This is a genomic window from Thalassoglobus neptunius (genome assembly GCF_007859735.1).
Classification (GTDB): Bacteria; Planctomycetota; Planctomycetia; order Planctomycetales; family Planctomycetaceae; genus Thalassoglobus; species Thalassoglobus neptunius.
In genome coordinates this window covers 33,323-60,318 of sequence record NZ_SIHI01000006.1, presented here as the reverse complement: position 1 = coordinate 60,318, position 26,996 = coordinate 33,323, and the positions used below count along the sequence as shown (strand labels likewise).

Genomic DNA, 26,996 nt, shown 5'->3' with positions numbered 1-26,996 from the left:
GTCCTCCCAACTCCTCTCGCTGGTGGAGAAAGGACTCCTTCAACACTCAGTATGTCAAACAGGAAAGCTAAGGAAACCTTGAGGATTCAAGCGAACAGTTTTTTTATAAGCCTCCATCAAGAAATCCTCAACTTCATGGAGTTTGTGGCATGAGTGTCACTTGGGATGAAGGTTCGAATCTGTCACCATAAGAAACGGAGTCACATCCATCTTTCAATGACTTTTTTCCGACTTTCGCCCAATTTGGATCGTTCCCGCATGGAGCGCTTCTTTCATATCCGAGACTGGTGGGGCAATGGACTCGCGCTGTGGGTCGTTGTTCTTCTTATGCTGTCGATCCCGGTTTTAGCGGTCGTGATCAAAGATGTCGATCTCGAAAACGACGTCACGAACTGGCTTCCGAGCGACGACCCGGAAGCCGTTGCGCTCACCTGGTTCACCAGTCAGTTCGAACGCGATGATCGAGTTCTCGTCTCGTGGGACAGCAGTACGCTCATTGATCGACGAATGCAGCAGTTCGCCGAATCACTCCGCGAAAACGGGGTGAATCAAATCCCGGCGATCCGCGATGTTGTCACACCGCGTGAAGTTCTTGATCGAATGATCGAAGACAACAACGTGGCTCCGGAAGATGCGATTGAGCGAATCACCGGAATTTTCATCGGCCACGGATTTCTGAAAGTCCAACTGACAGAAGCTGGCCGATCCCAGCTTGAGGAAACTCAAAAGGCAATTCGCGCGACAACTCGCGGAGTCGTCGGAGAGCGTATTGAAATCCTTTCCACTGTGACCGTTCCTGATGACGATCTGGAACTTGAGTCGGAAGAAGAAGAGCCTCTTCCGTTTGAAATCCCAGCCCACGACTTCCAGATTCGCTGGTCCGGAATTTCCGCTACCAATCCCATTGCCGACACTGTGATCGAACAGCTGTCAGAACTCAGCCTCGACGGTCAAAATCTCGTCGAGCGTGCTTTTTTCGCACCCGGTTCTCCAGCTGCCATCGCAATTTCTCTCAATCCCATCGACGATTCAGATCTGAACGACGCAATCACGTCGATCATTGATCGCGCCGTCAAAGCCGGCGTTCCTTCGGACGAAATTCGACTCGCTGGAAGCCCGATCAGTCGTGCCCGCCTCAATCAGGAAGCGCGTCGAGCGATCTGGAATACGGACTATGCAGTCTGGAATCTCTACAAGCGGACGCCCATTCTTCTCTCAGCTGTTGTGGGTGTGGTTGTCTCGTTCCTGCTTCTCAAGAGTCTCCGCCTGTCTCTGTTGGTGACGGCGTCATCGATGTTCACCTGCATGGTCGTCGTTGCTCTGATTCCGCTAACGGGCAAGTCTCTGAATATGGTTCTGATTGTTCTCCCCGACTTGCTTCTGGTTCTGACCACTTCAGGAGCGATTCATGTGGCGAACTATTGGAAGAATGCGGTGATGCACGATGAACCGCATCCAATCGCCACCGCCGTGAAGATGGCATGGAAACCGTGTGTTCTCGCAAGTGTGACAACCGCAATCGGGATGGCGTCCCTCTTGACGGCTGTGCTCGAACCGGTCAGAGAGTTTGGTCTTTACGCAGCTGTGGGATGTTTCGCCTCGCTGTTCATGATTCTGATCGGCTTTCCCTCTCTCATGAGTGTCTGGCCCGGCAGAAAGCAGAAGTTCTCGGAACATGCAGATAAAGAAGCCACGGTTTGGGGGCATTTTGCGCGGTTCATCGTGCATCACCGTATTACCGTCTACACAGCCTGCCTTCTGCTCTTCGTGTTCTCTGTCTACGGCCTTCGCTGGTTCCAGACGGAGACGAAAGTCATTCGCTACTTTCCTCCCGAGACCCGAGTCTCTCAGGACTACCACTACCTGGAAGAGGGACTTACTGGAATTGTTCCGCTCGATATCGTCATCAGTTTTCGTCCTGAACTGGTTGACCGGTTAGACATCGATGAGAGAATCGAAGTCGTCCGCAGAGTCGAAAATGAGGTCGCGAAGCATCCGGGAGTGAGTGGGACTCTGTCGCTCGCGGACTTTCGTGATCCGTTCAAGAAACCAAGCGAAAACGCCAGTTCCGCCGTTCGCATTCGGTACAAACGCGGATTGCAGCGGAAGGAAGAGGTCATCTTCGAAGGGGATGAACCATCCATTCAAGAGTTTGCCAGAAAAGCGACGGTCAAGCTGGAACTTCCATCACTTGGCGGTCGTCCCGTCGACATTCATGCAAATGAAGAGATCTGGAGAATTCGCGTCCAAACGGTTGTCACGGGTGATGTCGATTACTCTGTGCTCACATCGGAACTGAACACGCTTGTCGCGGAACAGCTTCAAGGCGAAGACGGTGCGGACTATCTCGTCACGGGAATGGTTCCGCTTTTCCTTCGCACGCAACAAGCTGTTCTTGAAAGCTTGATCAACAGCTTCGCGTTAGCCTTTGGGGTCATTGCGATTGTCATGATCGGTGTTTTGCGCAACCCGATCTCCGGTGTCCTGGCGATGCTGCCCAACCTGTTCCCCGTGGGAGTGGTGTTCGGACTGGTCGCGTGGATGGGAATCCCCGTCGACATCGGAACGATGATTACAGCTTCGGTGGCTCTCGGAATTGCCATCGACGGAACTCTCCACTTGCTGACATGGTTCCAGGATGGAATTCGTCAAGGGTGTTCGCGCGAGGATTCGATTGTGTTGGCACTGCAACATTCCGGGCCAGCGATGTGGCAAACCAGCGCGTCAATCGCATTGGGAATCGTGATGCTCTCCGGTGCGGAATTGCTGCTGATTTCACGTTTCGGACTGCTCATGGCAGGACTTGTCGGGATGGCTTTGATTGCCGATGTCATCCTTCTCCCTGCTCTGCTCGGAGGAATGATGGGCAAGATCATCGAGAAACACACCAAACCGGTCGACAAGAAATCGACCGACAGTCCTGCCACTATCGAATTTCCGACCGGAGCGAATTCAAAGACAACAAGCCCCACCGAGCATCGTCACGCCTCACTCTAAGAACAAGTTGCTTTCCTGTGCACTCGCTTGAACTTCTTCATCAGTTCAAAGGCTCAGTTCCCTCGTGTGAGTGAGTGCAAACCAAAGCGGAAAATGCTTTCAGAGTGACCACCTTCAAAAAGTCGCTGGGCCTTGAAACGCTATTCCTGTTCGCCTTGAAGCGTGATGACAAGTCGCCGCGATGATGCACGGTCGCGATGCTCACACAGATAAATCCCTTGCCAGGTTCCGAGTGCCAGACGACCGGAAGAAATCGGAATCGTCAAGCTGCTCCCCATCAACGACGCTTTGACATGTGCCGGCATGTCGTCCGGTCCTTCACAAGTGTGCCGATACGGAAAGTCTTCCGGAGCGATCGCGTTGAGTGACGATTCCATATCGAGCGGAACGTCCGGGTCAGCATTCTCGTTGATCGTCAACGAAGCAGATGTGTGTTTCAGAAACAGATTCAGCAGACCAATTTTCGTCTCGCGAATTGCGGGGACAGCCTCAAGAACATGTCGCGTAATCAAGTGAAACCCGCGCGACGCACGAGGCAATTGAATCTCTGTTTGAAACCAGGCCATCAGAACTCTCTCATTAAAAACGGGCTGAAAATCCGTTCTATCGTAACACCTCGAAGCGGTCAATTGGCTGAGTCCCGTACCTCAACTTGACCTAAGCTTACAAATGTACGAAACTGAAATTGGAAACTCAGTGGAACTATTGATCGAGGCAACCGTCCAATAGTTTCAGTCGTCAAAAACGTCGGCCACTCTCTTCTGTTCACTGGCCTGTCAGGGAGTTCATCCTATGAGAACGCTCGCTTTCTTCGTGGCTGTTGCGGTCATCGCTCCGGTTTCAGCATTCGCCCAGGGGATTCTTGTCATCAACAACGATGGAATCCGGCTCCCGCGTGTCACTGTCCCACCGACGGCAATGCGTTACGAGATTCAACAGATTCTGATCGAAGGACAAATCGACAATCAGCTGGCAGACATTCAGGTGTCGCAGAAGTTTCACAACTCAGGGTCCGGCACCATTGAAGCTCAGTTCATTTTCCCGCTTCCTTACGACGGGGCCATCGACTCCTTGACCCTCATGGTCAACGGAGAGGAACTGACTGCCAAGCTTCTGCCCGCCGATGAAGCAAGAACCCGCTATCAAGACATTGTTCGATCGAAGAAAGACCCCGCACTGTTGGAATGGATCGGGACGGGAATGTTTCAAACAAGCGTCTTCCCCATTCCGGCCGGGGAAACTCGAACCGTGACGATTACTTATCAGCAGTTGCTGCGAAATCAGGATCAGCTCACCGAATTCATGTTCCCGTTGAGCACAGCCCAATTTACATCGCAGCCAGTCCAGCAAGTGCGTTTTCGATTAAACATCAACAGCGATTCCCCACTCCAGAACATTTACAGCCCCACGCATTCACTGAAGATTGACCGACCGACTGAGAAACGGGCGACCGTCAGCTTCGAGAAGAACAATGTCGTTCCAAGCGAAGACTTCCGACTCTTCTTCAACTCGAGCGACGACTCCATCAGTGCGACTCTCTTAACGCACCGCCCGACAGGTGACGAGGACGGCTACTTCCTGCTTCTCGCCTCTCCAAAAATCCCCACAGACGGCGAGAAACACCAGGCAAAAACAGTGGTCTTTGTCGTCGACAAGTCAGGCAGCATGTCGGGACAAAAGATCGAGCAAGCCAAAGAAGCAGCGAAGTTCATCCTCAACAACCTTCGCAAAGGAGACCAGTTCAACATCATCAGCTACGACAGCAAAGTGGAATCGTTTTCTCGTCAACTTCAGGAATTCAATTCGAAGACACGAGCCGAAGCGCTCGCGTATGTTGACGGGCTGTTTGCTGGCGGAGGAACGAACATTCACGACTCACTGACTTCCGCACTCAGCGGACTCAGTGATTCAAAGCTCCCGAACTACATCCTGTTCATGACGGACGGTCGTCCCACATCCGGGGAACAGAACGAAGGCAAAATCGCCGCAGCTGTCAAAGCGGCCAACTCAGTGAATGCTCGCCTGCTGACGTTTGGGGTTGGGTACGATGTCAACAGCCGTCTTCTCGATCGACTCTCGCGAGACAATCACGGGTTGGGAGAATACGTCCGCCCCGATGAAGATATCGAAGAGTATGTTTCGAAAGTCTTTCAACGGATCAGTTCCCCTGTTCTCACCAACGCGGAACTCACCTTCGATTTCGATGACAGTTCTCCCGGACAAGGAGTGAATCGAGTCACTCCATCAGGGTCTCTCGACCTCTTTTCCGGAGAACAACTGGTCGTTGTCGGACGGTTCAAAAAGTTTGGGGCTGCGAAAATCAGACTCACGGGATCGATTCGCGGTGAAAAACAGGAATTCACGTTCTCAGGAAAGTTTCGAAAGAAAATCCGGAGCGACTCCAATCCCTTTATCGCGAAGCTGTGGGCAACGCGGCGGATTGGCGAATTAATCGACGAACTGGACCTCAACGGAAAGAACGAAGAGCTCATCAATGAACTCGTCATGTTGTCGACGAAGTTCGGAATCTTGACTCCCTACACTTCGTTTCTCGCCGACGAAACAGTGCGTCCAGAACTTGCATCGGACAGTAATCGCCGACTGTCGACTCTCAGTCTTTCGACTCTGGAAGAAGCAGAAGGCCGTCGTGGATTCGCTCAGCGAGGTTTGAAACAGAGATTCAAAGTTGCTGACGGAGCACGGGTCGCCGAAGACAGCTACGTTGAACTTCTCGCCGAATCCGGTTCTGACAGTTTTGGACTCGGTGCCCCAAGCGACTCCCTGTCCATTCAACCGGCCGCGGAACGCCCGAAACCCTCCCCCAGTTCATTCCGATCACGACTCAGCCGCAGTTCTGGCTACGGGGGATTACCTGGTCCTTCGGACAACGCTCGTCCTGCATACGGAGGAGGTCTTGACCTCAATCAGAGTCAGGTTGTCGAGTCCAAAGAAGCAGCCGTTCAGAAGCTGAGAACACTGATTCGCAGAACCGGATCACAGACGCTTTACCAGCGGGGAAATCTTCTCGTGACACCGGAAACGGCGAACATCGACCCAGACAATTCAGAAGCGAAGATCGTCAAGATCAAGAGGTTCTCCGACGAGTACTTCAAATTGTCGCAACAAAACACCGATGACGAGAATGAACTCCTCGCCCTTCAGAAGGATGACGAACGGTTACTGATTCGGCTGCGAGGCAAGGTTTATTTGATCGAGTAGAAAGAACGCACAGGATCGATCAGCAAACATGAACAGGCAGCCGGGAGCGCTCACGAACGGATGTGAATGAACTCGACAGACGCCCTGTTCTCAGTTTCAGATCAATCAAGACAAAAAGGACGACGAATCGCCTGATGTGATTCGTCGTCCTTTTGAGTTATTACAGACTTCGACGAAACACTTACGACTGCTGCTCTGGTTCCGGTTCCGGCCCGTCGCCTTCGGCATCACTGTCATCCGGTTCGGCGGCAGCAACTTTTTCCTCGTCGTTGTTCAATCCGTTTCCGGTCGAGTATGCGGTCAAACCAGCCAGCCCGAACCAGAGCAGATCGTACGGAGTGAAGCTCTGCTTGAAGATTTCCTGTTTCAGCTCATCCTGAAACTCAGCGAGGAACAGTTTCTCTTCTTCCTGTTTCTTTTCGATGAACTCCGCTTGCGCTGCTTCGTCGAGTGCTTCCCATCGCTCTTGAGCGGCTGTCCAGATTTCTTCCGAGTAATCGTTCGAAACGATGTCGTCTTCGTAGACTGAGTCGTCTTCCGGCCACACGACTTCTTCTTCGCGAGCGACCGCTTCTGCAACGACATCGTCCGCCATATATGCGATCCCCTGATCCGCCCCGCCTGGCACGGAGAAATCGAATTCGTCACCGCCGAATGCTTGAGCGATCACGATCGAGACGAGCACATATTTGGCGATCAGCATTGCAAAGGCTGCAGCCCCGACAGCTGCGATCCCCGGTCCGATGCCGACTTCGTCCCCGGCAACCGTGCGGACTCCAATACCCGCAAGGAATCCAACAAGAAGTGCGATATAGCCGACTTCATAGTTCGCGAAGTGAACGACAGCGATCCAGACTGCTGCTCCAATTGCTGCGCCGATCAGCCCACCGATGAGCCATTTGAAGAAATCCATCGTTTGTTCCCATCTTGGGCAAAACCGCTGCCGATAAAATGAACGGGTTCTTTACGCTCGATCCTTGCCGACTCTCAGCAAGCTCGGGCCAAAACATGCGAGCACCAACCGATCTCTACGATTTCGGTGCTCATCGTGCTCTCTCACTTCAACTTTAAGATTGTCTTGGGGCAGCCACTTGAAACAAGACGGATCAATCAAAGCGTCTTGGCCTGCAGCTCAAGAAACTGAATCATTGCGCGACAAAATTCTGGAAGATCATCGGGCTTGCGGCTGCTAATGAAGTGTTCGTCAACAACGACGGCAGCATCTTCCCAAACCGCCCCGGCGTTCACGAGATCATCTTTGATTCCGGGAGACCCTGTCACTCGTACGCCATCGTAGATGCCTGCGGAAATCGGCATCCATCCACCATGACAAATCGCAGCGACGAGTTTTTCCTGTGCGTCAAACTGCTGAAGCAGTTCGAGAACTTTCGGGTCCCGCCGCAGCTTGTCCGGCATGAATCCTCCCGGGCAAATCACGCCATGAAAGTCCTCAGCTTCCATATCTGCTATCGCAGCATCGGACTTTCCGGGGTATCCATGTTTCCCGCTATAGACCACTCCCGCCTCAGGCCCGGCGACAGTGACATGCGCTCCTTCTTCCTGGAGCCGAAGTTTCGGATACCAGAGTTCCAGATCTTCGTAAATCTCTCCAGTAAAACAGAGAACGCGGATGCCATCCAAACGATCACCGTTCATTTGTCGCATTCCCTCTAAGAGTGGAGGTGTTTGATCCGTTGCAGGGTGACTATAATCAATCTTTTCTCAGAGAAACAAACCACTCGACAACTTTCTCGCCATCCAGTTCACTCATTCAATTCATCGTGGGGAGTGTGACTCGGTGCCAGAAAGCACTGGCTGTCGATATGGAACGATAAGGACCTGCTGTGCGGATTTCAGTCAACGGGGAAACTCACGACGTCAAAGAACAGACGACGATCGCGCAACTTCTTTCGGAGCTTGGAAAGAATCCGAAGTTTCTCGCGGTGGAACGAAATCGTGAACTCATTCCGCGAGCGAAGCACTCGGACTGCGCACTGGAAGAAGGAGACGAACTCGAAATCGTCACCCTCGTCGGAGGCGGTTAAAACAGACTTCTCGCGTCAGTCAATCGCACGCTTCAACTGGCGCCCACGCGTATCGGAACGGGACGTCGTCCCGCTCTCGCTGAGTGATTGAACACGGGACAGCGAGATTTCCCGGAATGCGAAGTCTACTCGACCGAAGATCTACTCAAGGTGCTTGAAGTCGGTCGACTTGGCCGGAGAATCGCCGGAAATCGTGCGAGGTCCTTTTCCGGCGGTCTTCTCGTAGACTCCATCACCGGCTTTGACGTACTTCGTAAAACCGAGCTTTTCGAGCTTTTTATTGTCGTTCGTGCTCTTGTGCATCGCCGATTCCGACCACTGACCGCCGATAAACGGGGGCTGGATGACCCGGCGCACCGGAAGACCTGATTCGGGGTGTGTTTCCAACGGTGCCGCACTGATCGGTTGAATCAGCTCGAAAGTTTCACCTCCCGAACCATCCGGATTCACTACTTCGTAGACATAAGTCGGCATACTCCGCAATCTCCCGGAAACCTTCTGCCACAAACAATATTGCATGATGCACGCAGCCAACCCCAATTGATCCCTCGACACAGTGGCCGCGATGGGAATTGGTGGAAGTACAACTCCTCTATTCTTCCAAAGACTATGTGATCGTCAAGAGATTGACGCCCGCCACTGTCAGGAAACCGCACGATCTCAATACCTGACTGATACAAGCAACAAAACTCCGGGACCTATCGCGGCTGTGCTGATCGCCTGCCCGGATGTGCTGTTCGCCTGATTATGACGATCGCCCGATCTCTGATGAACGATTCGACGATTTTCGCTTCTTTGGCAAGTCTTCTGATCCACTCCCCTGCTCTTCGCGTTGTGGCTAGAGTTTGACCCTCGTTTTCAGAACGGAGTATAATTGTCGCACATAGAAAGAGTGGCTTCACCGAACTTTTCTCGAAGCTCAAGAATCTCACAGAACAAAATCAACGAAACGCGATCGGGACCCCAAGCTGGAATGATGTATTGTCCCGATGGACCGAACACGCGACGGCATCGCTTTGTCTGAAGTCACAGTTTCCGGAGATCTCACTGCCGGACATTGCAGAGTTTAACATTGCCGACTCCACGCACTGCAGATTCAAAACATTGTCCACTCCTTTGACCGAGAAAAATCAAAGAGGCTGACCAGAAAGACCAAGTGACAGACCATGTCTCAAACGAAGCCACTTTCTTCGACCTGCTGCCGAGGCTGGACCGCTGCGATCGTTTTGATGGGCATCGTTTCGGCGAGTTGTTCCCTTGCTCAGGCACAGGATCGACCAGCGAAACCGATCGGTCGACTTGTGACCATCGAGAGTCCTCTCACCGATGAAACTTTGGGGCTGGTTCGACGAACCGGCCTCGAACTTCAGGATCTGGCCATTGAAGAACAGCGTCCAGCTTCTCTGATTCTGGAAATCAAGCCGGGAATTTCGCAGTTCCACCACGCTTACGCACTTGCCGAATTCCTGACCAGTCCGGCCATTTCGGGAGTGTCGACAATTGCATGGGTTCCAGAAACCATTTCCGGAAATAACGTGCTCGTCGCACTTTCGTGTAACGATATCGTTCTTCACCCCGAAGCTTCCATCGGGGACATGGGCCGCGGAAAGTCGTTGCCCGACGATCAACAGACGATTGTCAAAACCATTGTGGCCAAACGCAGGAATATCAACGTCAACGAGCCGTTGGCCATTGCCCTGATGGACCCCTCAGCCTCGCTCGTCCAATTGACGATCGACACCGGCAACGGAGAGCGGGAAACTCGACTGGTCAGTGAAGCGACCGCATCGCAACTGCTTGACGACGGCGTCATTATCACAGAACGAAAAACGCTCAAAGAACCGGGAGTTCCATACTCCATTTCGGGCCGCGACGCTCAGCGACAAAAGATTCTCGCGTCGCGGACTGCAGACGATCGACGGGAACTCATCGACAACTACGGTCTTCCCATCGAATCACTTCGTGAACTGGCTCCGGCTGAGGAAGTGGAAAACGTCGCGTATATCGAATTGCACGATATGATCGATGACGTGTTTTTCGCATTCGCCATGCGGCAGATCAATCAGGCTGTCAGCAGTGGCGCGAAGCTCATCATTTTCGAGATCGATTCCCCCGGCGGCTATTTATGGGCCTCGCAAGACCTCTCGAAAGCGATTGCGGATTTGTCCAAACGAGACATACGAACCATCGCTTACATCCCGGAAGAAGCTTTCAGCGGGGGAGCGATGCTTGCGGTCGGTTGCGATGAAATCTACATGAAACCTGACGCAACGATCGGGAACGCGATTCCCGTTTTGATGATGCCGGGTGTTCTGGTCGAAGCAGAAGCGAAGCTCCTCAGCGGAGAAGTGAAGCATTTGCGAGAACTCGCAGAGATGAAAAATCGTCCCGCAGCGGTCATCGAAGCATTCGCAGACCAGAATCTCGAAGTCTTCGAAGTCACGCACAAGGAAACGGGACGGAAATGGTACATGTCCGATGACGAAATCCACAAAGCCAACGGCGAATGGATTAAAGGCCCCCGAATCACGGAATCTCGCCCGGGAATCGCTGTCATCGTCAATGGAAATCGAGCCCACGAACTGAAGATCGCGGAGACTCCGATTTCTGGTCCCGACGAACTCAAAGAACGACTCGGAATTCCGTTGGACACCAAATTTCGCGTGGTCGAACGCTCCTGGGTCGACACTCTGGTGTTTTACCTGAACAGTTCCTGGGTCACCGGGATGCTCTTCTTCCTCGCGATCGTTTGCATTTACATCGAAATGGCAACGATGACCGGGTTCTTTGGAATCATCGCCGCTGCCGCGTTTGGTGTTTTCTTCTGGAGCCGCATGCTGGGAGGCACCGCCACCGGGCTTGAGATCGGAACGTTTGTTCTGGGCTTGTGTTGCCTGGGACTTGAGGTCTTTGTCATCCCGGGATTCGGCGTGTTTGGCGTTTCCGGAATTTTGATGGTCGTCGGTTCACTGGTGATGGCGAGCAACACATTGACCGGAATGGGCATCGAATACGACGTCGAACGAGCAGTGATTTCATTCGCTCCGTTCGCTGCGTCTCTTGTCGGTGTGATCATATTTGCGATGCTGATAAGCCGCTATTTACCGTCAATTCCATTCCTCAAAGAGATGGTTCTCGCTCCCCCGGCCGCAGAAGTCTTTGACCCTCACGAACCCCGCCTCCGCCCGGAGCATTCCCGCCCTCACGCAGAGTTAGTCGGAGAAGTCGGCAAAGCGGTTTCGGTACTTCGCCCTGCCGGGAAAGCACAAATCGCCGGCCGACTCTACGATGTCGTCAGCGATGGCCCGTTCATCGAAGATGGCTCGCAAGTCTCAGTCGTCGAAGTCCACGGAAACCGAATCGTCGTCCGCCTGACAAATGACGCATAGACTTTTTTGCGAAATGATTCGAGAAACAACGCCTGACGCGATGGGTGTTTCACCTCACAGAATGAGCATCGCGTCGCCATAGCTGAAGAAGCGATAGCGTTCCCGGATCGCTTCTTCGTAGGCTCGCTGAATCAGTTCTCGACCGGCGAACGTTGAGACGAGTACAAGCAGCGTCGACTTCGGAAGATGGAAGTTCGTGAGGAGAGCGTCGACGACCTGAAACTCGTATGGAGGACGGATGAAGAGGTTTGTCTCTCCCACAAATGGCTGCAGCTCTTGTTCTTTTGCAGCTGATTCCAGTGTTCTGACGCTTGTCGTTCCGATCGCGACGACACGCTTCTGGGCTGCTTTGGTTTGCTCGATGCGACCGATCGTTTCCGCTCCGATTTCACACCACTCCGCGTGCATCTCGTGTTCGGACAGCTGATCGACTTTAACAGGGCGGAACGTGCCAAGGCCGACGTGCAGCGTCACGTGTGCTTTCGAAACTCCCAGCTTCGTGAGTGACTCCATCACCTCTTGAGTGAAATGCAGACCGGCAGTCGGGGCAGCGACTGCTCCGGGAATCTCTGCGTAGAGAGTCTGATAGCGTTCGTAGTCGGTTTCTTCTGCCTCACGTTGCATGTAGTGGGGAAGCGGAATCGTTCCAAACCGGGAGAGAAGATCAATCGTCGACTCATCGCTTTGTGGTGCGGCGATCCATTCTCCCCCGTCGCATTTGCTCACAAGCTGAAGAACCAGTTCTCCCGATTCGGATGGGTTCAGCGGCGAGAGCGTCAGCGTTTCTCCCGGTTTAAGATGCCCGCGCGTCTGCCCAATCAATCGCCAATGCCCCTCTGCCGTTTCGCGGAGAAACAAACCTTCCCACTTCCCGCCGGTCGACGTTCTGACCCCGGCAATTCGAGCGGGGACAACACGCGTGTTGTTGAGAACCAACAAGTCGCCGGGATCAAGAAGCTTAGGGAGATCAACAAACTCTCGATGAGAAATCGACTGCGTCGCCCGGTCAACGACGAGCAGACGCGACGCATCGCGGCGATCGGCAGGGACGCTTGCAATCAGCTCTTCGGGAAGTTGATAGTCGTAAGCATGGATGGAATTGAGGTCGGTCATTGTGCGAACAGAATGTCGAGTTCCCATCCGAGGAGCAAGTGAGTTCCTCAACCAAAAATCAGGATTCAAGAACGGGTCTCATTTCGGAGAGTTCCATGTCTTGAGAAGACAACGCCCGACAGAATATCCTCTGTGTGATTGTTGTGCGATCGCGTGGCATCTCCCCCCTGTGCCCCATCGCAGTCTCGAGTCCGATTTCCACCCGAAAAGATTCAACAACAATGAAGACTTATTTTCTGACTGCACTCCTCCTTGGTTTCCTCACCAGCTTTCCCCAGTCTGCCCTCGCCGAAGATGTTTCAATCAGCGATCCGAACCTCGAGCGAGTGATTCGCGAATTGCTCAAGAAAAAACAGATTGAAAAGGAAAAGATCGACAGTGCCGACTTGAAGACGATCTACATCATGGATGCTCGCGGAGAAGGAATCGAGTCGCTTCAAGGGCTCGAGTTCTGCACGAATCTTTCGGAACTGATGCTTTCAGAAAATCGAATCTCTGATTTGTCGCCAATCGCAAACTTGATCAACATCCAGTCTCTTTCGTTGTCGAAGAATCAGATCAAGAGCGTGAAGCCACTTTCTCAACTCGTCAAACTGCAGTACATCGAAATCGAAGACAATCAGCTCGAATCCCTCGAATCCCTCGAAGGTCTTGAACCGCTGACGAACTTGCGAGCCTTCTACGCAAAAGGAAATCACATCTCTGATCTGTCACCACTCGCAGCCGCTGAGAAGCTGGTTTCGTTGAACCTCAATGACAACAATGTTCAGGACCTCAGCCCGATCGCAGGTCTCAAGCGAATTTCCACACTCGGGTTGAACAACAATCAGGTCTCGGACTTCTCGCCTATTGCCGACTGGAAGAACCTTCATCTCACGATGATCGAAGGTAACCCGATCGAGGACTTGTCGGTGTTTGTGAAGATGGCACGAAAGGACGTCAAAGGCGAGCGGCGATTCGCTCCGTACTGGAATCTGTATCTCGACGTCGACTCACTCTCCGAACCGGCGAAAAAACAGCTCGAGAGACTGAAGAAGCTGGGCGTCCGAATCAAAACTCCTTCTTGATCACGGCAATCGGTAGGCAGCCGACGTTGGTCTGAGCACTTCTGCCAGACGTTGAAAGTAGCTCGCTGCTTCCTGCGACGGCAAGTTTGTGAAGCACATTGGGAAGACAGCTTTCGTGACGTACACTCAGCGACTTCCGACACTTCCAAACTTGCACCGGACCGTTCTGCAACTCGTTCGACAAATTCCCTCCGGCCGAACCACAACATATGGAGACATCTCGCGTGCACTCGGCGACCAGCAAACCCGAAGTGCTCGATGGATTGGAGAACTCCTCAAAAACCATCCTCACAGCAGCGATTGTCCATGCCATCGCGTGGTTCGGGCCAATGGGGAATTGGGTCACTATGTCACTGGAAGCCCCGAAGAGAAACGGAACCGCCTGCAAAGTGAAGGCGTCGAAGTTTCGGAAAGCGGAGTTGTGGACCTCGACTTCCGATTCCAGGAGTTCGAATCGAAATCGCCCCTGCGTGAACTTCAGAAGCTTCAGCTTGAGTTCGCAGATTCGGCACGGCTGTCGATGTCGCCAGAGATGGCAAAGACAATCCCTGCGGATGCCATTGTCGCTGGCGTCGACGTTGCCTACCCCGAACCCGGTTGGGGAGTTGGTGCCTATGTCGAAGTCGATCCGATCGATCAGTCCGTTCTGTATCGGAAGACGATCCGTGTTCCTGTGTCGTTTCCATATCTGCCGGGCTATCTCACCTTCCGCGAGCTTCCCGTTCTCTTGCCGCTTCTGGATGAAGTGAGCGCGAGTCGGCCATTGGCGAAAATCATCTTCGTCGACGGCAACGGAATATTGCATCCTCTCTCAGCAGGGATCGCGACGGCACTTGGCTCGCTCACGGATCTTCCAACGATTGGTGTGGCGAAGAGCCTCCTTTGCGGAGGTTTTCAACGTGAAGAGATGCGAAAGGGTGAAACGCGACCGGTGCTCGTGGGAGATGAGACGCGTGGTTTCGCCTTCCAGTCGACAGACCGCAGCCCGCCGATTTTCATCTCTCCGGGTTACGGGATCAGTTCTCAAGACGCAATTGCCTGGACGCGCAAACTGATGGGAAAAACACGGCTTCCGGTGCCGATCCATCTCGCAGATCGCTTGACCAAAAATCCCGCTGTTGCTGACCCTATTCTTCAGCAAACAAGAGAAACACGATGAAAAGAGGTTGGCTCAACCGTCTGTTCGGAAATCACGGGGAGCGCATCGCTGCGCGCTTTCTGAAGCAAAAGGGCTACCGCATCCTGCGCCGTCAGGCACGCGGTCCATTCGGGGAAATCGACCTGATCGCCAAAGATGCAGATACGATCATCTTTGTTGAAGTGAAGACACGAAAGTCGTCCGTGCGTGGGCATCCCAGCGAAGCGGTCACCTATCAAAAACAGCGTCAGATTTCCCGGGCAGCTCTTGCATGGTTGAAGAAAAACAATCTGCTCGAGCACCGTTGTCGATTTGACGTCATCGCAATCCTGCACGCGCCGGGAGAGCAACCACAGATCAAACACATCATTCATGCGTTCGAAGGAACCGAACGAGGGTAGACCACTTCCCAAAGGAATTTTGCCCAATTCTCATGAGGCACTCGGTCGAATCCAGTCCCAATCTGCTCGATCAAAGTCCCCGAAAAGTGCAACTTCCTCTTATCTGTCAACAAATTCCCCCCCGGAGGACGGTTTTGGCGCAGGAACTTGGCGTTCAACTCTTCAAATTTCCCTGATCTGTGTAACAATAGATGGGTGAAAAGTGAGCGGATCACGGAAAACATCCAAAGTCATCCACAAAATTTTCTGGATGAAGCGTGTGAGCGGCAACTGTAGTTTACGGTTCTTGTTTCGCGTTCACAGAGAGCAATGAAAGAGCTGTTGAGCTGTGACATTCAGTTCAAACGATTTCAACCCGCCAGACCTCACGCCTCAGTCCAACCTCACGTACGTCGTCAGAGATTTCATCTGAATTCGATCCTGCTCCTCGCAGCAAGATTGAGATTCTGATTTGACAACACAAAATTCCACATCAACCTGAACAAGTGGCTGATGTTTCGTTCAGCCCCCATGAGGACAAATCGATGCCAGTGCTGACCCCCGAACAGGAACAGATCGGTAAGGATAACTTTTCCGGAGCTGTCCATGCGATGAACTCGGCGAATGTCAATCGTCGAGAAATGATCAAAGCGGCCGCAGCTGGCGGTCTTGGACTGGGAGCTGCATTCGCCGGATATCGGGAACTGAAAGGCGAACCGGTCCGCGTCGGTTTTATCGGAACTGGTGACGAAGGAAACATTCTCCTTTCGGAACACCCGCCAGAATACATGGATGTCGTCGCGATTGCGGACTTGCGTCCTTCGAATCGCGAACGTGCCATGATCGGTGATGGCAATGAGCATCGCGTCGGGCTGATCAACAAGCTTGGAGCGGACAAAGCCGGTAAAATTGAGGTATTCGACAGCCACAAGGCCATGTTGGACAAAGCTCAGGATCTGAAGCTCGAAGCCGTTGTCATTGCGACACCGTTGATGACACACGCTCCGATTGCACTCGACTGCATGAGTGCCGGCCTTCACGTTCTGACCGAAAAACTGATGGCCCGCACCATTCCTCAGTGTAAGGAAATGATCCGCACCGCCCGCGACAATAATCTGCTTCTCGCAGTCGGGCACCAACGTCACTACAGCGTGCTCTATGACAACGCCAACAACCTTGTCCAGAACGGACTCCTTGGCGATCTGAAGCACATCCGCGCTCAATGGCACCGAAACAACAGCTTCCCAGCTGGGGACTCCTGGCGAAAAGGAACTCCCGGAGCAGACCGCGGACTCAAGGCGGACAACCTCAAAAACTTCGGATTCGAAGACGTCAACCAGCTCGTCAACTGGAGACTCTACAACAAGACCGGTGGCGGTTTGATGGCCGAACTCGGTTCCCATCAAATGGACGCCTGCAGCATCTTCCTCGGAAAAGTTCATCCGGTGGCAGTGTCTGGATTCGGCGGCAAGAACTTCTACGGAATCCCGGGAGTTGGCCCGAAAGACAAATGGGACGATGATCGTGAAATCGACGATCAGATCTTCGTCACGTTCGAGTTTCCCGGAGCCCACTACGAGGAAAACAATCGCGACAAGTGCATTGTGACGTACTCCTCGATCAACACGAACAAGTTCGAACCTTACGGCGAAGTTGTTTACGGGACTCGTGGAACGCTGTTCATGAAGACCGAGAAAGAAGCGATGCTCTGGAAGGAAGACGGACGCGGAAGCGTCGGCGGTGGTCCTGATCAGAGACTCTGGGTCATCAGTGGTTCAGCAGCTGGTGGCGGCCCCGTGATGGAAGCTTACGAAACGACTTCCGGACCAAAGGTCGAAACCGGTGGAACCGACTGGGCATCCAATGTCAGTCGCGGATACAAAGAAGAGATGGAGCACTTCTGCTTCGCGATCCGATATCAGGGACCAGATTACTGGCCCGGCGGTCAGCCGATCAGCTCGAAAGAAGGCGGACTCCGCTGCAACGGAATCGTGGCGATGGCAGATGCGATTATGGCACTGACAGCCAATATCGCGATGGACAAGCAACAACGAATCGAATTCGACGCGGCCTGGTTTGATCCAGACAGCGACGCCAGCCCGGAAGAAGCCTTCGGAGTGGAGGTCTAACTTCTCCGGAGAACGCTTCCTGAGATAAACGATGAAACGAGAGCGAGGCTGCCTGTTCGCAGCCTCGCTCTTTTTTATGCTGACACTCTCTCGCACACACGATCATCGCTGACATTTCGATCACTGTGGACTGATGAGATCACGTGCGATTTGATTGTTGATCGAACCCTCAGCTTTCTTCTCCAAGAGTTAGAATGACCGGAAAGAAACGTCAGACGGACCCGAAAAATGCTGCGACAAAGTGATGCCTGCCGGTGGTCTGGTACACAATGCGTCGACGGTACAGTACATTTCGAAAATGAATTCATGCTGACGAATCGACGACGAATCTCATTCAGAGCTTGAACTGGACTGACTTCGACAATTCACTGGAAAGATTTCGCAATGGAACTGTTGCAAAAACTGACTCAAACACCTTCTGTTCCTGGCCGGGAAGATCGAATCCGTGAGGTGATTCGCGAGGTAATTACGGAGAAAAACCTGTTTGACGAGATTCGCACAGACGCGATGGGTTCCCTCATCGCAGTCCGTCGTCCCCGCCCAAAAAGCGGATCTCCTGCCGAAAAGCCAGTGAAAGTCATGCTTGCAGCCCACATGGATCAGATTGGCTTTCTGGTTTCACACGTCAGTTCCGAAGGTTACCTGCGAGTCAATCCTGTCGGGGGATTCGACACCCGTAACCTCTTCGCACGTCGGGTGCGTGTTTGCACTTCGAACGGCGACTTGCCGGGCGTGATGAATCCCGCTGGGAAGCCTGTTCACATCGCCAGTGCGGAAGAGAAGAAGAACGTTCCCGAGATCACGGAGTTCTTCATCGACTTGTCTCTTGATGGCGAGCAAGTGAAAAAGCAGGTCAAAATCGGAGACATGGTTGTCCTCGACGGGCCTTTCTCGGATGTCGGCGAAAGTGTTGTTTCTCAATGCCTGGACAATCGCGTTGGATGCTGGGCCGTGATCCGGGCGATCGAAGCCCTTGAGCATCACGATTGTGAAATCCATGCTGCCTGGACCGTTCAGGAAGAAGTGGGACTTCGAGGCGCGATGCCAGCTGCCTATGGCATTCAGCCCGATATCGGCCTCTCGTGCGACACCACTCTAAGTTGCAAACTTCCCGGTGTTCCCGAAGAACAACACATCACGATTCCGGGCGATGGTGTCTGCCTGAAGATTATGGACTCCTCGACAATTGCCGACTTGAAACTTCTTGAAGAACTCGAAGCGATCGCCGAAGCGAACAACATCCCGTGCCAACGAGGAATCCTCCCGCGCGGGGGACAAGATGGAGCCATGATTCAGAAGTCGCGTTCCGGTGTGCGAACAGCTGTTTTCGCGTGCCCCGTGAAGTACATCCATACGGTCACAGAAATGTCTCACAAGACAGACCTTGAATCTTACCCTCAACTGTTGACAGCCTATTTGACTCAACTTTGATTAGTTCAATCAGAAGTTGTCAGAGGCAAGGTTGAAGGGAGGTCTTTCCCGCTGGTCGGAGGAGATGATGCTCGCGGGAATCGCCACCAACTCGAAATGAAGATGCTTCAGCCTGACAACACCGTTCATCCTCCAGTCGCTCGTCCAGCGGTAACTCATTCATCACCGAAAGGTTCCTGCCAAATGCCGTCCCGAATCGTTCGCTTCATTCTGTTTCTGCTGCTGGCTGCATTGCCAGGTGCATTGATGGCCGAGCAGAATTCCCCACCTGTTCGAGTGCTGTTCGTAACTCAGAGCAAAGGGTTCGTTCATGGATCCGTGCGCAGAGTTGAAGAACTTGCGCCGGCGGAAATCGCGATGACTCAACTTGCTCAGCAGTCGAAGGAATTCCGGATTGACTGTACTCAGGACTGTGAAGCGGACTTCACTCCCGAGAACCTCAAGAACTACGACATCGTCGCGTTCTACACATCCGGAGACCTGCCGATCAGCGAAGAGGCCATGAATTATTTCTTCACGGAATGGCTTCCCGAAGAAGGTCACGGCGTGCTCGGTTTCCATTCGGCCACAGATACGTTTCGCGAAGAAGAGCGATACTGGGACATGATTGGCGGGACGTTTATTCATCACCCCTGGACAGCGGGAACGCAGGTTACACTGACCAATCATGAGCCCGAGAATCCACTCGTGGCTCCCTTTGGCCCGGAACACACTCAGCAGGAAGAAATCTATATGTACCGGCACTGGCAGCCGGAAAAGGTGCGTGTCCTGATGAGTCTCGACTACTCCAAGAGTCCGACGAAATCTGCGGTGAACACGCAGTACGGCTACCATGTTCCGGTCTGCTGGATCAAGAACTACGGAGACGGAAAAGTTTACGTCAACAATCTCGGGCACCGCGAAGACACCTGGACACGGCAGGAGTATCTCGATTCCATCCTCTCAGCAATTCGTTGGATCAAAGGTGATATCGAAGTTGACGCCACTCCCAACCCGGAACTGTCTCAGGCACAAGAAGCCAAAGCCAAACGCGACTTCGAAGCGGGTCAATTCCGGAAGCAGAAGCAGAAATAGACCAACTTCAAGGTGTCTCTGCACTCGCCTGCACGTGTGCCGATCCGGAATTCCTGCAGTGTCTGTTCAATGATCTTCGTCTCCTGAGGTAAGTCATGTCCGCGAAGCGACAACGGACAGCGATCTATGCTGGAACATTCGATCCCGTCACGCTGGGGCATGAAGACATTGTCCTCCGGAGCGCGAAGCTCTTTGACGAGGTCATTGTGGGAATCGGTATCAATCCCGATAAACACCCGCTCTTCTCAGCGGAGGAACGTAAGCAGTTCATGGAAGAGATTTTTGCCCACGTTCCGAACGTCCGGGTGGAATGTTTCACGGGGCTGACTGTCGATTTTGCTCACGAATGCGGAGCATCAGTCATGGTCCGGGGTGTGCGGACCGTCTCCGATACAGAGTTGGAGTTCACAATGGCCCTAGCCAACCACACTATTGCCCCTGAGCTCGAAACGGTGTTTCTGATGGCGGCGGAAGCTTATTCACATATCTCCAGCACGCTCATCAAGCAAATCGCGACGATGGGACAGAACACCAGTTCAGAGCAGTTGCGGAAATTCGTGCCGGTTCCGGTCATTCAACCGCTCCTCGAACGTGTCCGCCAGCAATGATCGGGAGTCGAATAGAGTGATGGTTCGACCCTCCGACGGAATTTGCCAACCTGTCGACGATTGAGAATCCGTCGAGCGAGCCGCATTACACATCAAACGACGCTGATCAATTCAGGCAGCCAGTTCGCTCTCGGATTCGTTGCTCAGTTTTTCAACGGCGAGCAGAGCACGGCGTCCTTCGCGGGTAATCCGGTACATCAGCCCATCGTCTTTGTCTTCAAGCTGGAAAGTCAGCAGGTCCATGGCGATCAATTGACCGTGAATTTCCGTGAGAACCTCGGGGGCGATATTCTCGATTTGAGGAATCCGCCGAGCCCATCGCGGTCCGGACTCTTCCGAATCGCGTTCGATTTTGACTTCATCGAGAAGGTCGAAATAGAGCTTTAGGACTGCTTGCCAGTCGGGACGCTCTGCCAGGAGATGCTGGGTGTTGAGTTGCATGTTTCCGATATCGGAATTGAACCGGATCAACTCGACTTTCAGATATCGAGCAGGCGCAATCGTTACAGTTTCAACAAGTTGATGACCTGAATTCCCACATTCCACAAAACAGGTTCATGTTCCAAGCGTTTTCATGAATCGACTCTATACTGCGTGCATCATGAAAAACGGTTTCCTTGGACACGATGCTTCGTTCATGCTGGACTTCGTTGTGACGGCACTAGTCGCAATCGTACCTGTCCTGCTGTACAGTCTTTACGTCGTTAAGTATCAGAAAAAATTTCGGCTTCATCGAAATTTGCAGATCGCCCTGGGGCTGACGCTTCTGGTCGCGGTCACCGCATTCGAAGTTGACACTCAAATCATCCATGGTGGATGGGAAAACATCGTCAACAAAGATCCTGACTCTCCTCGCTTGTCAGGAGAGGCCTACCAGTACGCTCGCAGCGTTCTGCATTTTCATTTGATCTTCGCCATCAGCACTCCATTTCTCTGGGCAACAACATTGTTTCTGGCCTTGAAGAAATTTCCCGGAGATCCCAAGCCTGGCTCTCACAGCCGCCTGCACAAGGTTCTGGGATGGGCATCGGTGATTGATATTGTGATGACTTCGGTCACCGGGCTCTGGTTTTACTATGTGGCCTTCGTCGCGTAACCGAAACTCTTGAGACGAGTTTCACTCCGACGAATTTCGCACAGATGAGCTTCTCAGAGGGGACTTCTTAAGACGGTTCTTCCGAATCCGACGGGTTCTTCAATTCGTCGAGATCGAAACCATCCCGGCTGTACTGAAGGCCGGCATCTTTCAATTTTGAGAGGATGAAATACTTGTGGTTGGCGACGGCCTGCTCTGTGATATTGAGTTGAGCAGCGACATCCTTGTTGGACAGCCCCCGCACAAACAGGAGTTCAATGCACTTGAGTCGTTCGAACTCGCCGGATGACTGCCACTTGTCGATCCACTCTCCGAGGCATTCTGCGATGGCGTTTTCTTCTCCCGATTTGCGCTCGACACTCCGCGCAATACTCGAAGCGACTCGCGCGTTCCCCTGAACTTCGTAGTCGCCGCCGGAACTACTTCCTGAATGAAGCGGAAGCGTTGGTCGCCGCCCTTTCTTGCGAAGCACGTCAGTCAACTTGTGAGCAGCGATCGCAAATAGAAACGATTCCATTCGCTTGGTTTCATCGAAGTTTGGAAGTGCTGTCAGAAATCCGACAAACGTTTCCTGCACGACATCTTCTGCAAGGGCTCGATCGCCGATCCGACTGTTCACGAAAGCCAGAAGCCGCCCCTCATAGAGCGAAATACACTCTTGCCACGCGGACTCATCGCCCGCGCGAATTCGCTGAACGAGTGCTCGTTCTTTTGAAGTGACTGACATCGACAATCCAATCAATTGGATTTGATCTTTTTATGAACACGTCGCAATCGAATCGCACGAACGTGCACACTCACGAAGGAACTCCGCCAAAACAGCATCTCATGTTCCGACGCATCGACAGAAAGAATCGATTGGCTTCGAACATGTCACTTTTTGAGCTGACTTGCGCGCTCCTGAATGGCAACGGGAACGGATTCCAACAGCTTCTGGATCACATCATCTGGTGAAATTCCCTCGCTGTCCGCCTGAAACGTCGTCAGAATTCGGTGTCGCAACACGGGAATCGCCACGGTTTTCACATCTTCAGTTGTCACGTGAAAACGTCCTTCGAGGATGGCTCTCGCCTTCGCTCCGAGGATCAGGTACTGCCCTGCTCTCGGACCGGCTCCCCACGAAAGGAACTTTTTCACAAAATCCGGAGCGGAGTCTTCATTCGGTCGCGAAGCCCGGACAAGATCTCGGGCATAGATGAAGACATGCTCGGCAACCGGCACTTTTCGAACAACTTCCTGTAGTGCCAGAATCTGGGCACCGGTCAACGCGGGTTTCAATTCCGGTTCGTGGCCTCCTGTCGTCTGCTTGAGAATTCGCAATTCCTCGGCAGCTGTCGGGTATTCCACTCTCACGTTGAACATAAATCGATCGAGTTGTGCTTCCGGAAGTGGATAGGTTCCTTCCTGCTCGATCGGGTTTTGTGTCGCCAGGACGAAGAAGGGAGACGGAAGCCGATACGTGTTCGAGCCAACTGTGACATGCCGTTCCTGCATTGCTTCCAGAAGGGCCGCCTGTGTTTTCGGAGGTGTCCGATTGATTTCGTCCGCCAGAAGCACGTGCGTGAAAATCGGCCCCTGCATAAATTGAAAAGCACGGTGACCGGTTTCAGGATCATCCTGAAGCACATCGGTGCCTGTAATGTCGGACGGCATAAGGTCCGGCGTGAACTGAATTCTTCGAAACGAAAGCTGGAGAATTTGTGCGACCGTACTGACGAGCAATGTTTTCGCCAGTCCCGGAACACCGACGAGAAGACAGTGCCCCCGACTGAATAAGGCAATGAGAAGTTGGTCAATCACATCATCCTGACCGATGATGACTTTTCCAATCTCCTCACGGAGTCGCGAATATGCAGACGCCAATCCGCGGATGGCCCGTTCTTCCATCGCTGTCGTCTCGGTTGACTGCGGTTGTTCAGTCGAGGAGGAATTGGGAGGAGTCGAATTCATTCGCGAACTCAATTGGGGTGGGATCGTAAGAGAAATTTCGTGGTCGAGTGTATCGAATCGATTCCGTCGCTCAAAGGAGGGAGTCTTATCACCGCATCAAGAGATGATTGTTCGCCATCGTGATTCCCGACAACATGGATCCGATGATCCCCAGGAATCCTTGATCAGTTCCGCAAAGATACAGATTTTCGACGGGTGTCACTCCATCGAGAACTTTCACCGGTGCTCCGTAAACCGCCCCGCGAGCATGACCCGTAAATCGCTTGATTGTGCGAGGTGTGAATATGTCGACATCGACAACGTGGTCGCGAAAATCCGGAATGTGTGTCAGCGCTGACTCCACCATTCGATCAGCCCACTCTTTCTTCGCAGTCACATATTCTTCTTCCTCCACAGAGCACCAGTAGTCTGGATTCGCGAGAGCGGTCATCCGAATGAATCCGTCTTTAAGTTGCTCGCCGTCCTCGTACACAAAGTTGTTAGGAGAACAGATAATTCCGCTTCGGAGATCGCACGGTTCGACTGGGGGTTCGTAATGAAATTCGTCTTCGTTGTTGTAGAAGACAATGGTTTCATCGTGTCCCAAATCGCGAGGCTGACAGTCGAGCACGTAGATCGCTTCGTTGAATGAAACTTCGCCCGCGTCCGCGGTCAGTTCGGGATGTGTCTTCCCGCACAGTTCGTAAGTCTCCGCCACACCGGCCGAAGAAAGAATCGTGTCCGCTTCGTATTCTGTTCCGTCATCGGTGATGACTCCGACCGCGCGGTCTCCATCGATGACGACTTCCTTCACACCCTGGCGAAGCTTGAGTTCACCGCCCAGCGATTTGAAGTGACGTGTGAGCGTCTTCAAGATCCTCCGAACCCCATCATACGGGCGTCCGAACCCTTCTCGAAAGATGCTCTTGAACATGATCACGAACTGATTGAAATCCATATCATGCGGCAGTGCGGAGCCGTAAAACATGAGCGGACAGAACAGCATGTCAATCAACAGCGGATCAGTGAGATGCTCATTCAGGACCTTCCGGGCGGAAATTGGTTTCTGACTGAGGTTCAACTCATCGAATTCCTCGATCCGCTGCACAAGTTCTCGAAACTGTGCTGCCTGTTTCGGAAACTCATCACAGACCGCATTCAGAAACTGATCGTAATCGTTGTCGAACCACAACTTGTGTCCGGGAAAGACGACCGAGGATCCGTTCTGCGGGGACAGGTCGAAATCGTCCCATCGAAGACGCAGCTGCTTGAGCAACTTCGCCAGTGGACCGGTTCGGGTTCCGGGCGCAGCATAGTTGGTGACAGCATGCAGCCCGACATCGTAATTCCGTCCTCTCAGCCGGTAGAAGGAATTCAGACCGCCAATCGTCGTGTGCCTCTCGAGGATGCAGACGGACTTGTCGTAATATGCAAGCCGAATTCCGGCAGCCAGACCGGACATTCCGGCACCAATAATGAGAGTGTCGTACTTCACAAGTTTGTCTTCAAAAGTTGTGTGATTCAGTCAATCAGCCCGGCGTTCGCACGAATCGCTTCAAATTCGCCACGAGAATTCTCTAAATGCGTTTTAGCAACCCTGCGCCCAAATGTCCGCCAAATCCGAGAGAAGTTTTGAGGAGTAGTCCGGGAGGCAGCGCCATTGCTGTCGACATCGTCAATGGAATACCACATTCTGGATCAATAGATTCGAGATTCGCTGTCGGGGGCAAGCGACCGTCTCGCAGCGACAAAAGACTGAGTGCAGTCTCAACCGCTCCCGCTGCTCCCATCAGATGGCCGATACTCCCTTTAACTCCAAAGCCAACCGGCAATTGAGCTTGGCCGCCGAAAACTTTGCGAACCGCACGTGACTCACAGAGATCGTTGAACCGTGTGGCTGTCCCGTGATAACAGATCGAACCGACTTCCTCGGCGCGGACGGAGTGTTCTTTGAGAAGTCTGCGGATGACGCTGCCCAGTTCTTCCCCGGATGTGTCGACGTTGGTGATGCCCCAGGGATCCGAGCCAGTCTGTCCCCCAATCCACTCGGCGAGAGGCTTCGCTCCCCGCTTTTCCGCTGATTCCCACTCCTCAAGAACGACCACAGCCGCCCCTTCTCCAACCATAAATCCGCAACGTTGACTGTCGAAAGGGCGACACGCTCCGGCCGGATCATCCTCGGCACGAGCCATGACTCCCAGCCGTCGATACGACCCCAGCAGACCGGGGTGAAGCGACGCGTCTGTGCTCCCGGCGAGGACACACGAAAACTCACCGCGTTGAATCCATTGTGCCGCTTGAATGATCGACAAGAGCCCCGTTGCACAGGCAGCAACAGGACAGACGACTCCTCCGTTGATTCCGAACTCCTGCGCAACGGCCATGGCGGGTGAACTGGGAAACAGATCTGTGATCGAAATGGAAGGACGAGTCCGCTCCTCGTTCTGGAATTGCGAAGCGCCTTCGACATCAGTGCCGTCGCCGACATTATTTGGAAATGAGTTCCCGTCACCTTCGCAACAAGATAGGGAATTCAATCGCTGGTGGAGCAGAAACTGGTCGAAAGCCCGGAGATCCGGTTTGCTTGTCCCGATCACACAGCCGCTCTTCTCCACAATTTCTCTCGACAATCCCGCGTGTCGCAATGCTTCTTCCGCCGCCTGAATCGCGAATCGAGTCGCTCGCACCGGGGAAGAAGCAGCCCCGCAATCGGCTGTCACAGGAGCCCCGAATCCTGCGAACCTCTTCGTTGTCGACGTTGCGCGATCCTGTTCGCACGCATGGACAACTTGCGTTTCTGTTCGGCCCGTTCGTGCATGCGAATTCGCGGAATCAATCTCCGAAAACACAGGCGACGCAGCGGTCCCTCCGGAAACGCTGTCTTTCAGAAAATCTTGCTCCAACCACCGGCCAGCACGTCCCCCCTCCAAGATCGCCTGCCAGGTCGACTCCCGATTGGCCCCGAGCGGAGTCACCAGGCCAATGCCAGTGACAGCAACATGGACGTTTTTCACAACAGACACCCCGATCGAGACTGGAGCGCCAACATGAGAGAAGCATTACGAATCACTGTCTGTTGCTCTTTCGACAGACGGCGAAAAGCACGAAACCGACCATGATGACCGTGATCAGAATCTCTGTCCACAACGGGCGAATGAGCGTCCCGTCGGCGCCAGCGGGTGCCGCAGGGAGAGGCACCGGAGCTGGCCCCTGCCCCAGGCAGAGCGGCGCCCACATCAGAAGAGTGCCGCAGACACTCAATATTCGTTTGCCAATTCTCACAATACACCTGTTCAATCTGTGACTTCGCAACGTTCTCGCCCATTCCCTTCGCTGCTGCATTCATCGGGTTTCCCCTCGCTCTTCACCCAGTCTCGTCCG

The 26,996-nt window shown here is 53.2% G+C and carries 22 protein-coding genes; 12 read left to right on the top strand and 10 right to left on the bottom strand.

Annotation, left to right across the window (positions count from 1 at the left end; translation table 11 throughout):
* Positions 1 to 258 precede the first annotated feature (258 nt).
* Positions 259 to 2,997 carry an efflux RND transporter permease subunit gene (locus tag KOR42_RS14210; RefSeq protein WP_197441190.1) on the top strand — a complete coding sequence of 913 codons (2,739 nt, stop codon included), beginning with the start codon at positions 259 to 261 and terminating at the stop codon, positions 2,995 to 2,997.
* Positions 2,998 to 3,137: 140 nt separating this feature from the next.
* Here the strand turns inward: KOR42_RS14210 and KOR42_RS14205 are convergent, their stop codons facing one another.
* Positions 3,138 to 3,563, bottom strand: coding sequence for a secondary thiamine-phosphate synthase enzyme YjbQ (locus tag KOR42_RS14205; protein ID WP_197441189.1), 426 nt, complete (start codon positions 3,561 to 3,563; stop codon positions 3,138 to 3,140).
* 226 nt (positions 3,564 to 3,789) lie between these two features.
* Between KOR42_RS14205 and KOR42_RS14200 the strand changes: the two genes are divergently transcribed.
* Positions 3,790 to 6,216 (top strand): VIT domain-containing protein, encoded by a 2,427-nt coding sequence (locus KOR42_RS14200; RefSeq protein WP_146510495.1) that lies wholly within the window; start codon positions 3,790 to 3,792, stop codon positions 6,214 to 6,216.
* Between the two features lie 181 nt (positions 6,217 to 6,397).
* On the opposite strand, the gene KOR42_RS14195 is transcribed toward KOR42_RS14200, so the two are convergent.
* Positions 6,398 to 7,129, bottom strand: a complete 732-nt coding sequence (locus KOR42_RS14195) for a hypothetical protein (RefSeq protein WP_146510494.1) — start codon at positions 7,127 to 7,129, stop codon at positions 6,398 to 6,400.
* A gap of 197 nt (positions 7,130 to 7,326) precedes the next feature.
* Positions 7,327 to 7,872, bottom strand: a complete 546-nt coding sequence (locus KOR42_RS14190) for a type 1 glutamine amidotransferase domain-containing protein (RefSeq protein WP_197441188.1) — start codon at positions 7,870 to 7,872, stop codon at positions 7,327 to 7,329.
* Between the two features lie 188 nt (positions 7,873 to 8,060).
* Here KOR42_RS14190 and thiS point away from each other — a divergent pair, with 188 nt between their 5' ends.
* The gene (thiS, locus tag KOR42_RS14185) at positions 8,061 to 8,261 is read left to right on the top strand and encodes a sulfur carrier protein ThiS (RefSeq protein WP_146510492.1); all 201 of its coding nucleotides are present in this window, start codon (positions 8,061 to 8,063) and stop codon (positions 8,259 to 8,261) included.
* Between the two features lie 141 nt (positions 8,262 to 8,402).
* On the opposite strand, the gene KOR42_RS14180 is transcribed toward thiS, so the two are convergent.
* On the bottom strand, positions 8,403 to 8,735 hold the full coding sequence (locus KOR42_RS14180; RefSeq protein ID WP_146510533.1) for an FmdB family zinc ribbon protein: 333 nt from the start codon (positions 8,733 to 8,735) through the stop codon (positions 8,403 to 8,405).
* Positions 8,736 to 9,427: 692 nt separating this feature from the next.
* On the opposite strand from KOR42_RS14180, the gene KOR42_RS14175 reads away from it, so the two are divergent.
* Complete coding sequence (locus KOR42_RS14175; RefSeq protein ID WP_146510491.1) at positions 9,428 to 11,650, top strand: NfeD family protein; 2,223 nt, start codon at positions 9,428 to 9,430, stop codon at positions 11,648 to 11,650.
* A 54-nt stretch (positions 11,651 to 11,704) separates the two neighbouring features.
* Here KOR42_RS14175 and queA read toward each other — a convergent pair whose 3' ends face one another.
* Positions 11,705 to 12,763, bottom strand: a complete 1,059-nt coding sequence (queA, locus tag KOR42_RS14170; protein WP_146510490.1) for a tRNA preQ1(34) S-adenosylmethionine ribosyltransferase-isomerase QueA — start codon at positions 12,761 to 12,763, stop codon at positions 11,705 to 11,707.
* A gap of 221 nt (positions 12,764 to 12,984) precedes the next feature.
* Between queA and KOR42_RS14165 the strand changes: the two genes are divergently transcribed.
* The 7 genes from KOR42_RS14165 (at position 12,985) to coaD (ending at position 20,590) form a co-directional block, all read left to right on the top strand.
* Entirely contained in the window at positions 12,985 to 13,830 is an 846-nt protein-coding gene (locus KOR42_RS14165) for a leucine-rich repeat domain-containing protein (RefSeq protein ID WP_146510489.1), read from the top strand.
* 115 nt (positions 13,831 to 13,945) lie between these two features.
* Entirely contained in the window at positions 13,946 to 14,989 is a 1,044-nt protein-coding gene (locus KOR42_RS14160) for an endonuclease V (protein WP_197441187.1), read from the top strand.
* Complete coding sequence (locus KOR42_RS14155; protein ID WP_146510487.1) at positions 14,986 to 15,369, top strand: YraN family protein; 384 nt, start codon at positions 14,986 to 14,988, stop codon at positions 15,367 to 15,369. The genes KOR42_RS14160 and KOR42_RS14155 overlap by 4 nt, the downstream gene beginning before the upstream one ends.
* A 524-nt stretch (positions 15,370 to 15,893) precedes the next feature.
* Complete coding sequence (locus KOR42_RS14150) at positions 15,894 to 17,477, top strand: Gfo/Idh/MocA family protein (protein ID WP_146510486.1); 1,584 nt, start codon at positions 15,894 to 15,896, stop codon at positions 17,475 to 17,477.
* A 384-nt stretch (positions 17,478 to 17,861) separates the two neighbouring features.
* Positions 17,862 to 18,908 carry a M42 family metallopeptidase gene (locus KOR42_RS14145; protein ID WP_146510485.1) on the top strand — a complete coding sequence of 349 codons (1,047 nt, stop codon included), beginning with the start codon at positions 17,862 to 17,864 and terminating at the stop codon, positions 18,906 to 18,908.
* A 183-nt stretch (positions 18,909 to 19,091) separates the two neighbouring features.
* Positions 19,092 to 19,982, top strand: a complete 891-nt coding sequence (locus KOR42_RS14140) for a ThuA domain-containing protein (RefSeq protein ID WP_197441186.1) — start codon at positions 19,092 to 19,094, stop codon at positions 19,980 to 19,982.
* Between the two features lie 95 nt (positions 19,983 to 20,077).
* Positions 20,078 to 20,590: a pantetheine-phosphate adenylyltransferase gene (gene coaD, locus KOR42_RS14135; RefSeq protein ID WP_146510483.1), complete on the top strand. Its 513-nt coding sequence runs from the start codon at positions 20,078 to 20,080 to the stop codon at positions 20,588 to 20,590.
* 111 nt (positions 20,591 to 20,701) lie between these two features.
* On the opposite strand, the gene KOR42_RS14130 is transcribed toward coaD, so the two are convergent.
* On the bottom strand, positions 20,702 to 21,136 hold the full coding sequence (locus tag KOR42_RS14130; RefSeq protein ID WP_231740929.1) for a hypothetical protein: 435 nt from the start codon (positions 21,134 to 21,136) through the stop codon (positions 20,702 to 20,704).
* Between the two features lie 55 nt (positions 21,137 to 21,191).
* Here KOR42_RS14130 and KOR42_RS14125 point away from each other — a divergent pair, with 55 nt between their 5' ends.
* Complete coding sequence (locus KOR42_RS14125; protein ID WP_146510481.1) at positions 21,192 to 21,686, top strand: DUF420 domain-containing protein; 495 nt, start codon at positions 21,192 to 21,194, stop codon at positions 21,684 to 21,686.
* Positions 21,687 to 21,753: 67 nt separating this feature from the next.
* On the opposite strand, the gene KOR42_RS14120 is transcribed toward KOR42_RS14125, so the two are convergent.
* The 4 genes from KOR42_RS14120 to KOR42_RS14105 all read right to left on the bottom strand — a co-directional run bounded on the left by KOR42_RS14120 (position 21,754) and on the right by KOR42_RS14105 (position 26,629).
* A complete protein-coding gene (locus KOR42_RS14120; RefSeq protein ID WP_146510480.1) occupies positions 21,754 to 22,413 on the bottom strand; it encodes an RNA polymerase sigma factor in 660 nt (219 codons plus the stop codon).
* 146 nt (positions 22,414 to 22,559) lie between these two features.
* Positions 22,560 to 23,636, bottom strand: coding sequence for an AAA family ATPase (locus tag KOR42_RS14115; protein WP_390620883.1), 1,077 nt, complete (start codon positions 23,634 to 23,636; stop codon positions 22,560 to 22,562).
* A gap of 88 nt (positions 23,637 to 23,724) precedes the next feature.
* Positions 23,725 to 25,110, bottom strand: a complete 1,386-nt coding sequence (locus KOR42_RS14110; protein WP_146510479.1) for a phytoene desaturase family protein — start codon at positions 25,108 to 25,110, stop codon at positions 23,725 to 23,727.
* Between the two features lie 82 nt (positions 25,111 to 25,192).
* On the bottom strand, positions 25,193 to 26,629 hold the full coding sequence (locus KOR42_RS14105) for a beta-ketoacyl-[acyl-carrier-protein] synthase family protein (protein ID WP_146510478.1): 1,437 nt from the start codon (positions 26,627 to 26,629) through the stop codon (positions 25,193 to 25,195).
* Positions 26,630 to 26,996 lie beyond the last annotated feature (367 nt).

What these genes read in the sequence shown, in the direction of transcription:
- KOR42_RS14155 (WP_146510487.1), top strand. Translation starts at nt 14,986, where the DNA reads ATGAAAAGAGGTTGGCTCAACCGTCTGTTCGGAAATCACGGGGAGCGC.
- KOR42_RS14205 (WP_197441189.1), bottom strand. Translation starts at nt 3,563, where the DNA reads ATGGCCTGGTTTCAAACAGAGATTCAATTGCCTCGTGCGTCGCGCGGG.
- coaD (WP_146510483.1), top strand. Translation starts at nt 20,078, where the DNA reads ATGTCCGCGAAGCGACAACGGACAGCGATCTATGCTGGAACATTCGAT.
- KOR42_RS14210 (WP_197441190.1), top strand. Translation starts at nt 259, where the DNA reads ATGGAGCGCTTCTTTCATATCCGAGACTGGTGGGGCAATGGACTCGCG.
- KOR42_RS14145 (WP_146510485.1), top strand. Translation starts at nt 17,862, where the DNA reads ATGGAACTGTTGCAAAAACTGACTCAAACACCTTCTGTTCCTGGCCGG.
- KOR42_RS14140 (WP_197441186.1), top strand. Translation starts at nt 19,092, where the DNA reads ATGCCGTCCCGAATCGTTCGCTTCATTCTGTTTCTGCTGCTGGCTGCA.
- KOR42_RS14195 (WP_146510494.1), bottom strand. Translation starts at nt 7,129, where the DNA reads ATGGATTTCTTCAAATGGCTCATCGGTGGGCTGATCGGCGCAGCAATT.
- KOR42_RS14180 (WP_146510533.1), bottom strand. Translation starts at nt 8,735, where the DNA reads ATGCCGACTTATGTCTACGAAGTAGTGAATCCGGATGGTTCGGGAGGT.
- KOR42_RS14125 (WP_146510481.1), top strand. Translation starts at nt 21,192, where the DNA reads ATGAAAAACGGTTTCCTTGGACACGATGCTTCGTTCATGCTGGACTTC.
- KOR42_RS14165 (WP_146510489.1), top strand. Translation starts at nt 12,985, where the DNA reads ATGAAGACTTATTTTCTGACTGCACTCCTCCTTGGTTTCCTCACCAGC.
- KOR42_RS14150 (WP_146510486.1), top strand. Translation starts at nt 15,894, where the DNA reads ATGCCAGTGCTGACCCCCGAACAGGAACAGATCGGTAAGGATAACTTT.
- queA (WP_146510490.1), bottom strand. Translation starts at nt 12,763, where the DNA reads ATGACCGACCTCAATTCCATCCATGCTTACGACTATCAACTTCCCGAA.
- KOR42_RS14120 (WP_146510480.1), bottom strand. Translation starts at nt 22,413, where the DNA reads ATGTCAGTCACTTCAAAAGAACGAGCACTCGTTCAGCGAATTCGCGCG.
- KOR42_RS14115 (WP_390620883.1), bottom strand. Translation starts at nt 23,636, where the DNA reads ATGAATTCGACTCCTCCCAATTCCTCCTCGACTGAACAACCGCAGTCA.
- KOR42_RS14190 (WP_197441188.1), bottom strand. Translation starts at nt 7,872, where the DNA reads ATGAACGGTGATCGTTTGGATGGCATCCGCGTTCTCTGTTTTACTGGA.
- KOR42_RS14200 (WP_146510495.1), top strand. Translation starts at nt 3,790, where the DNA reads ATGAGAACGCTCGCTTTCTTCGTGGCTGTTGCGGTCATCGCTCCGGTT.
- KOR42_RS14175 (WP_146510491.1), top strand. Translation starts at nt 9,428, where the DNA reads ATGTCTCAAACGAAGCCACTTTCTTCGACCTGCTGCCGAGGCTGGACC.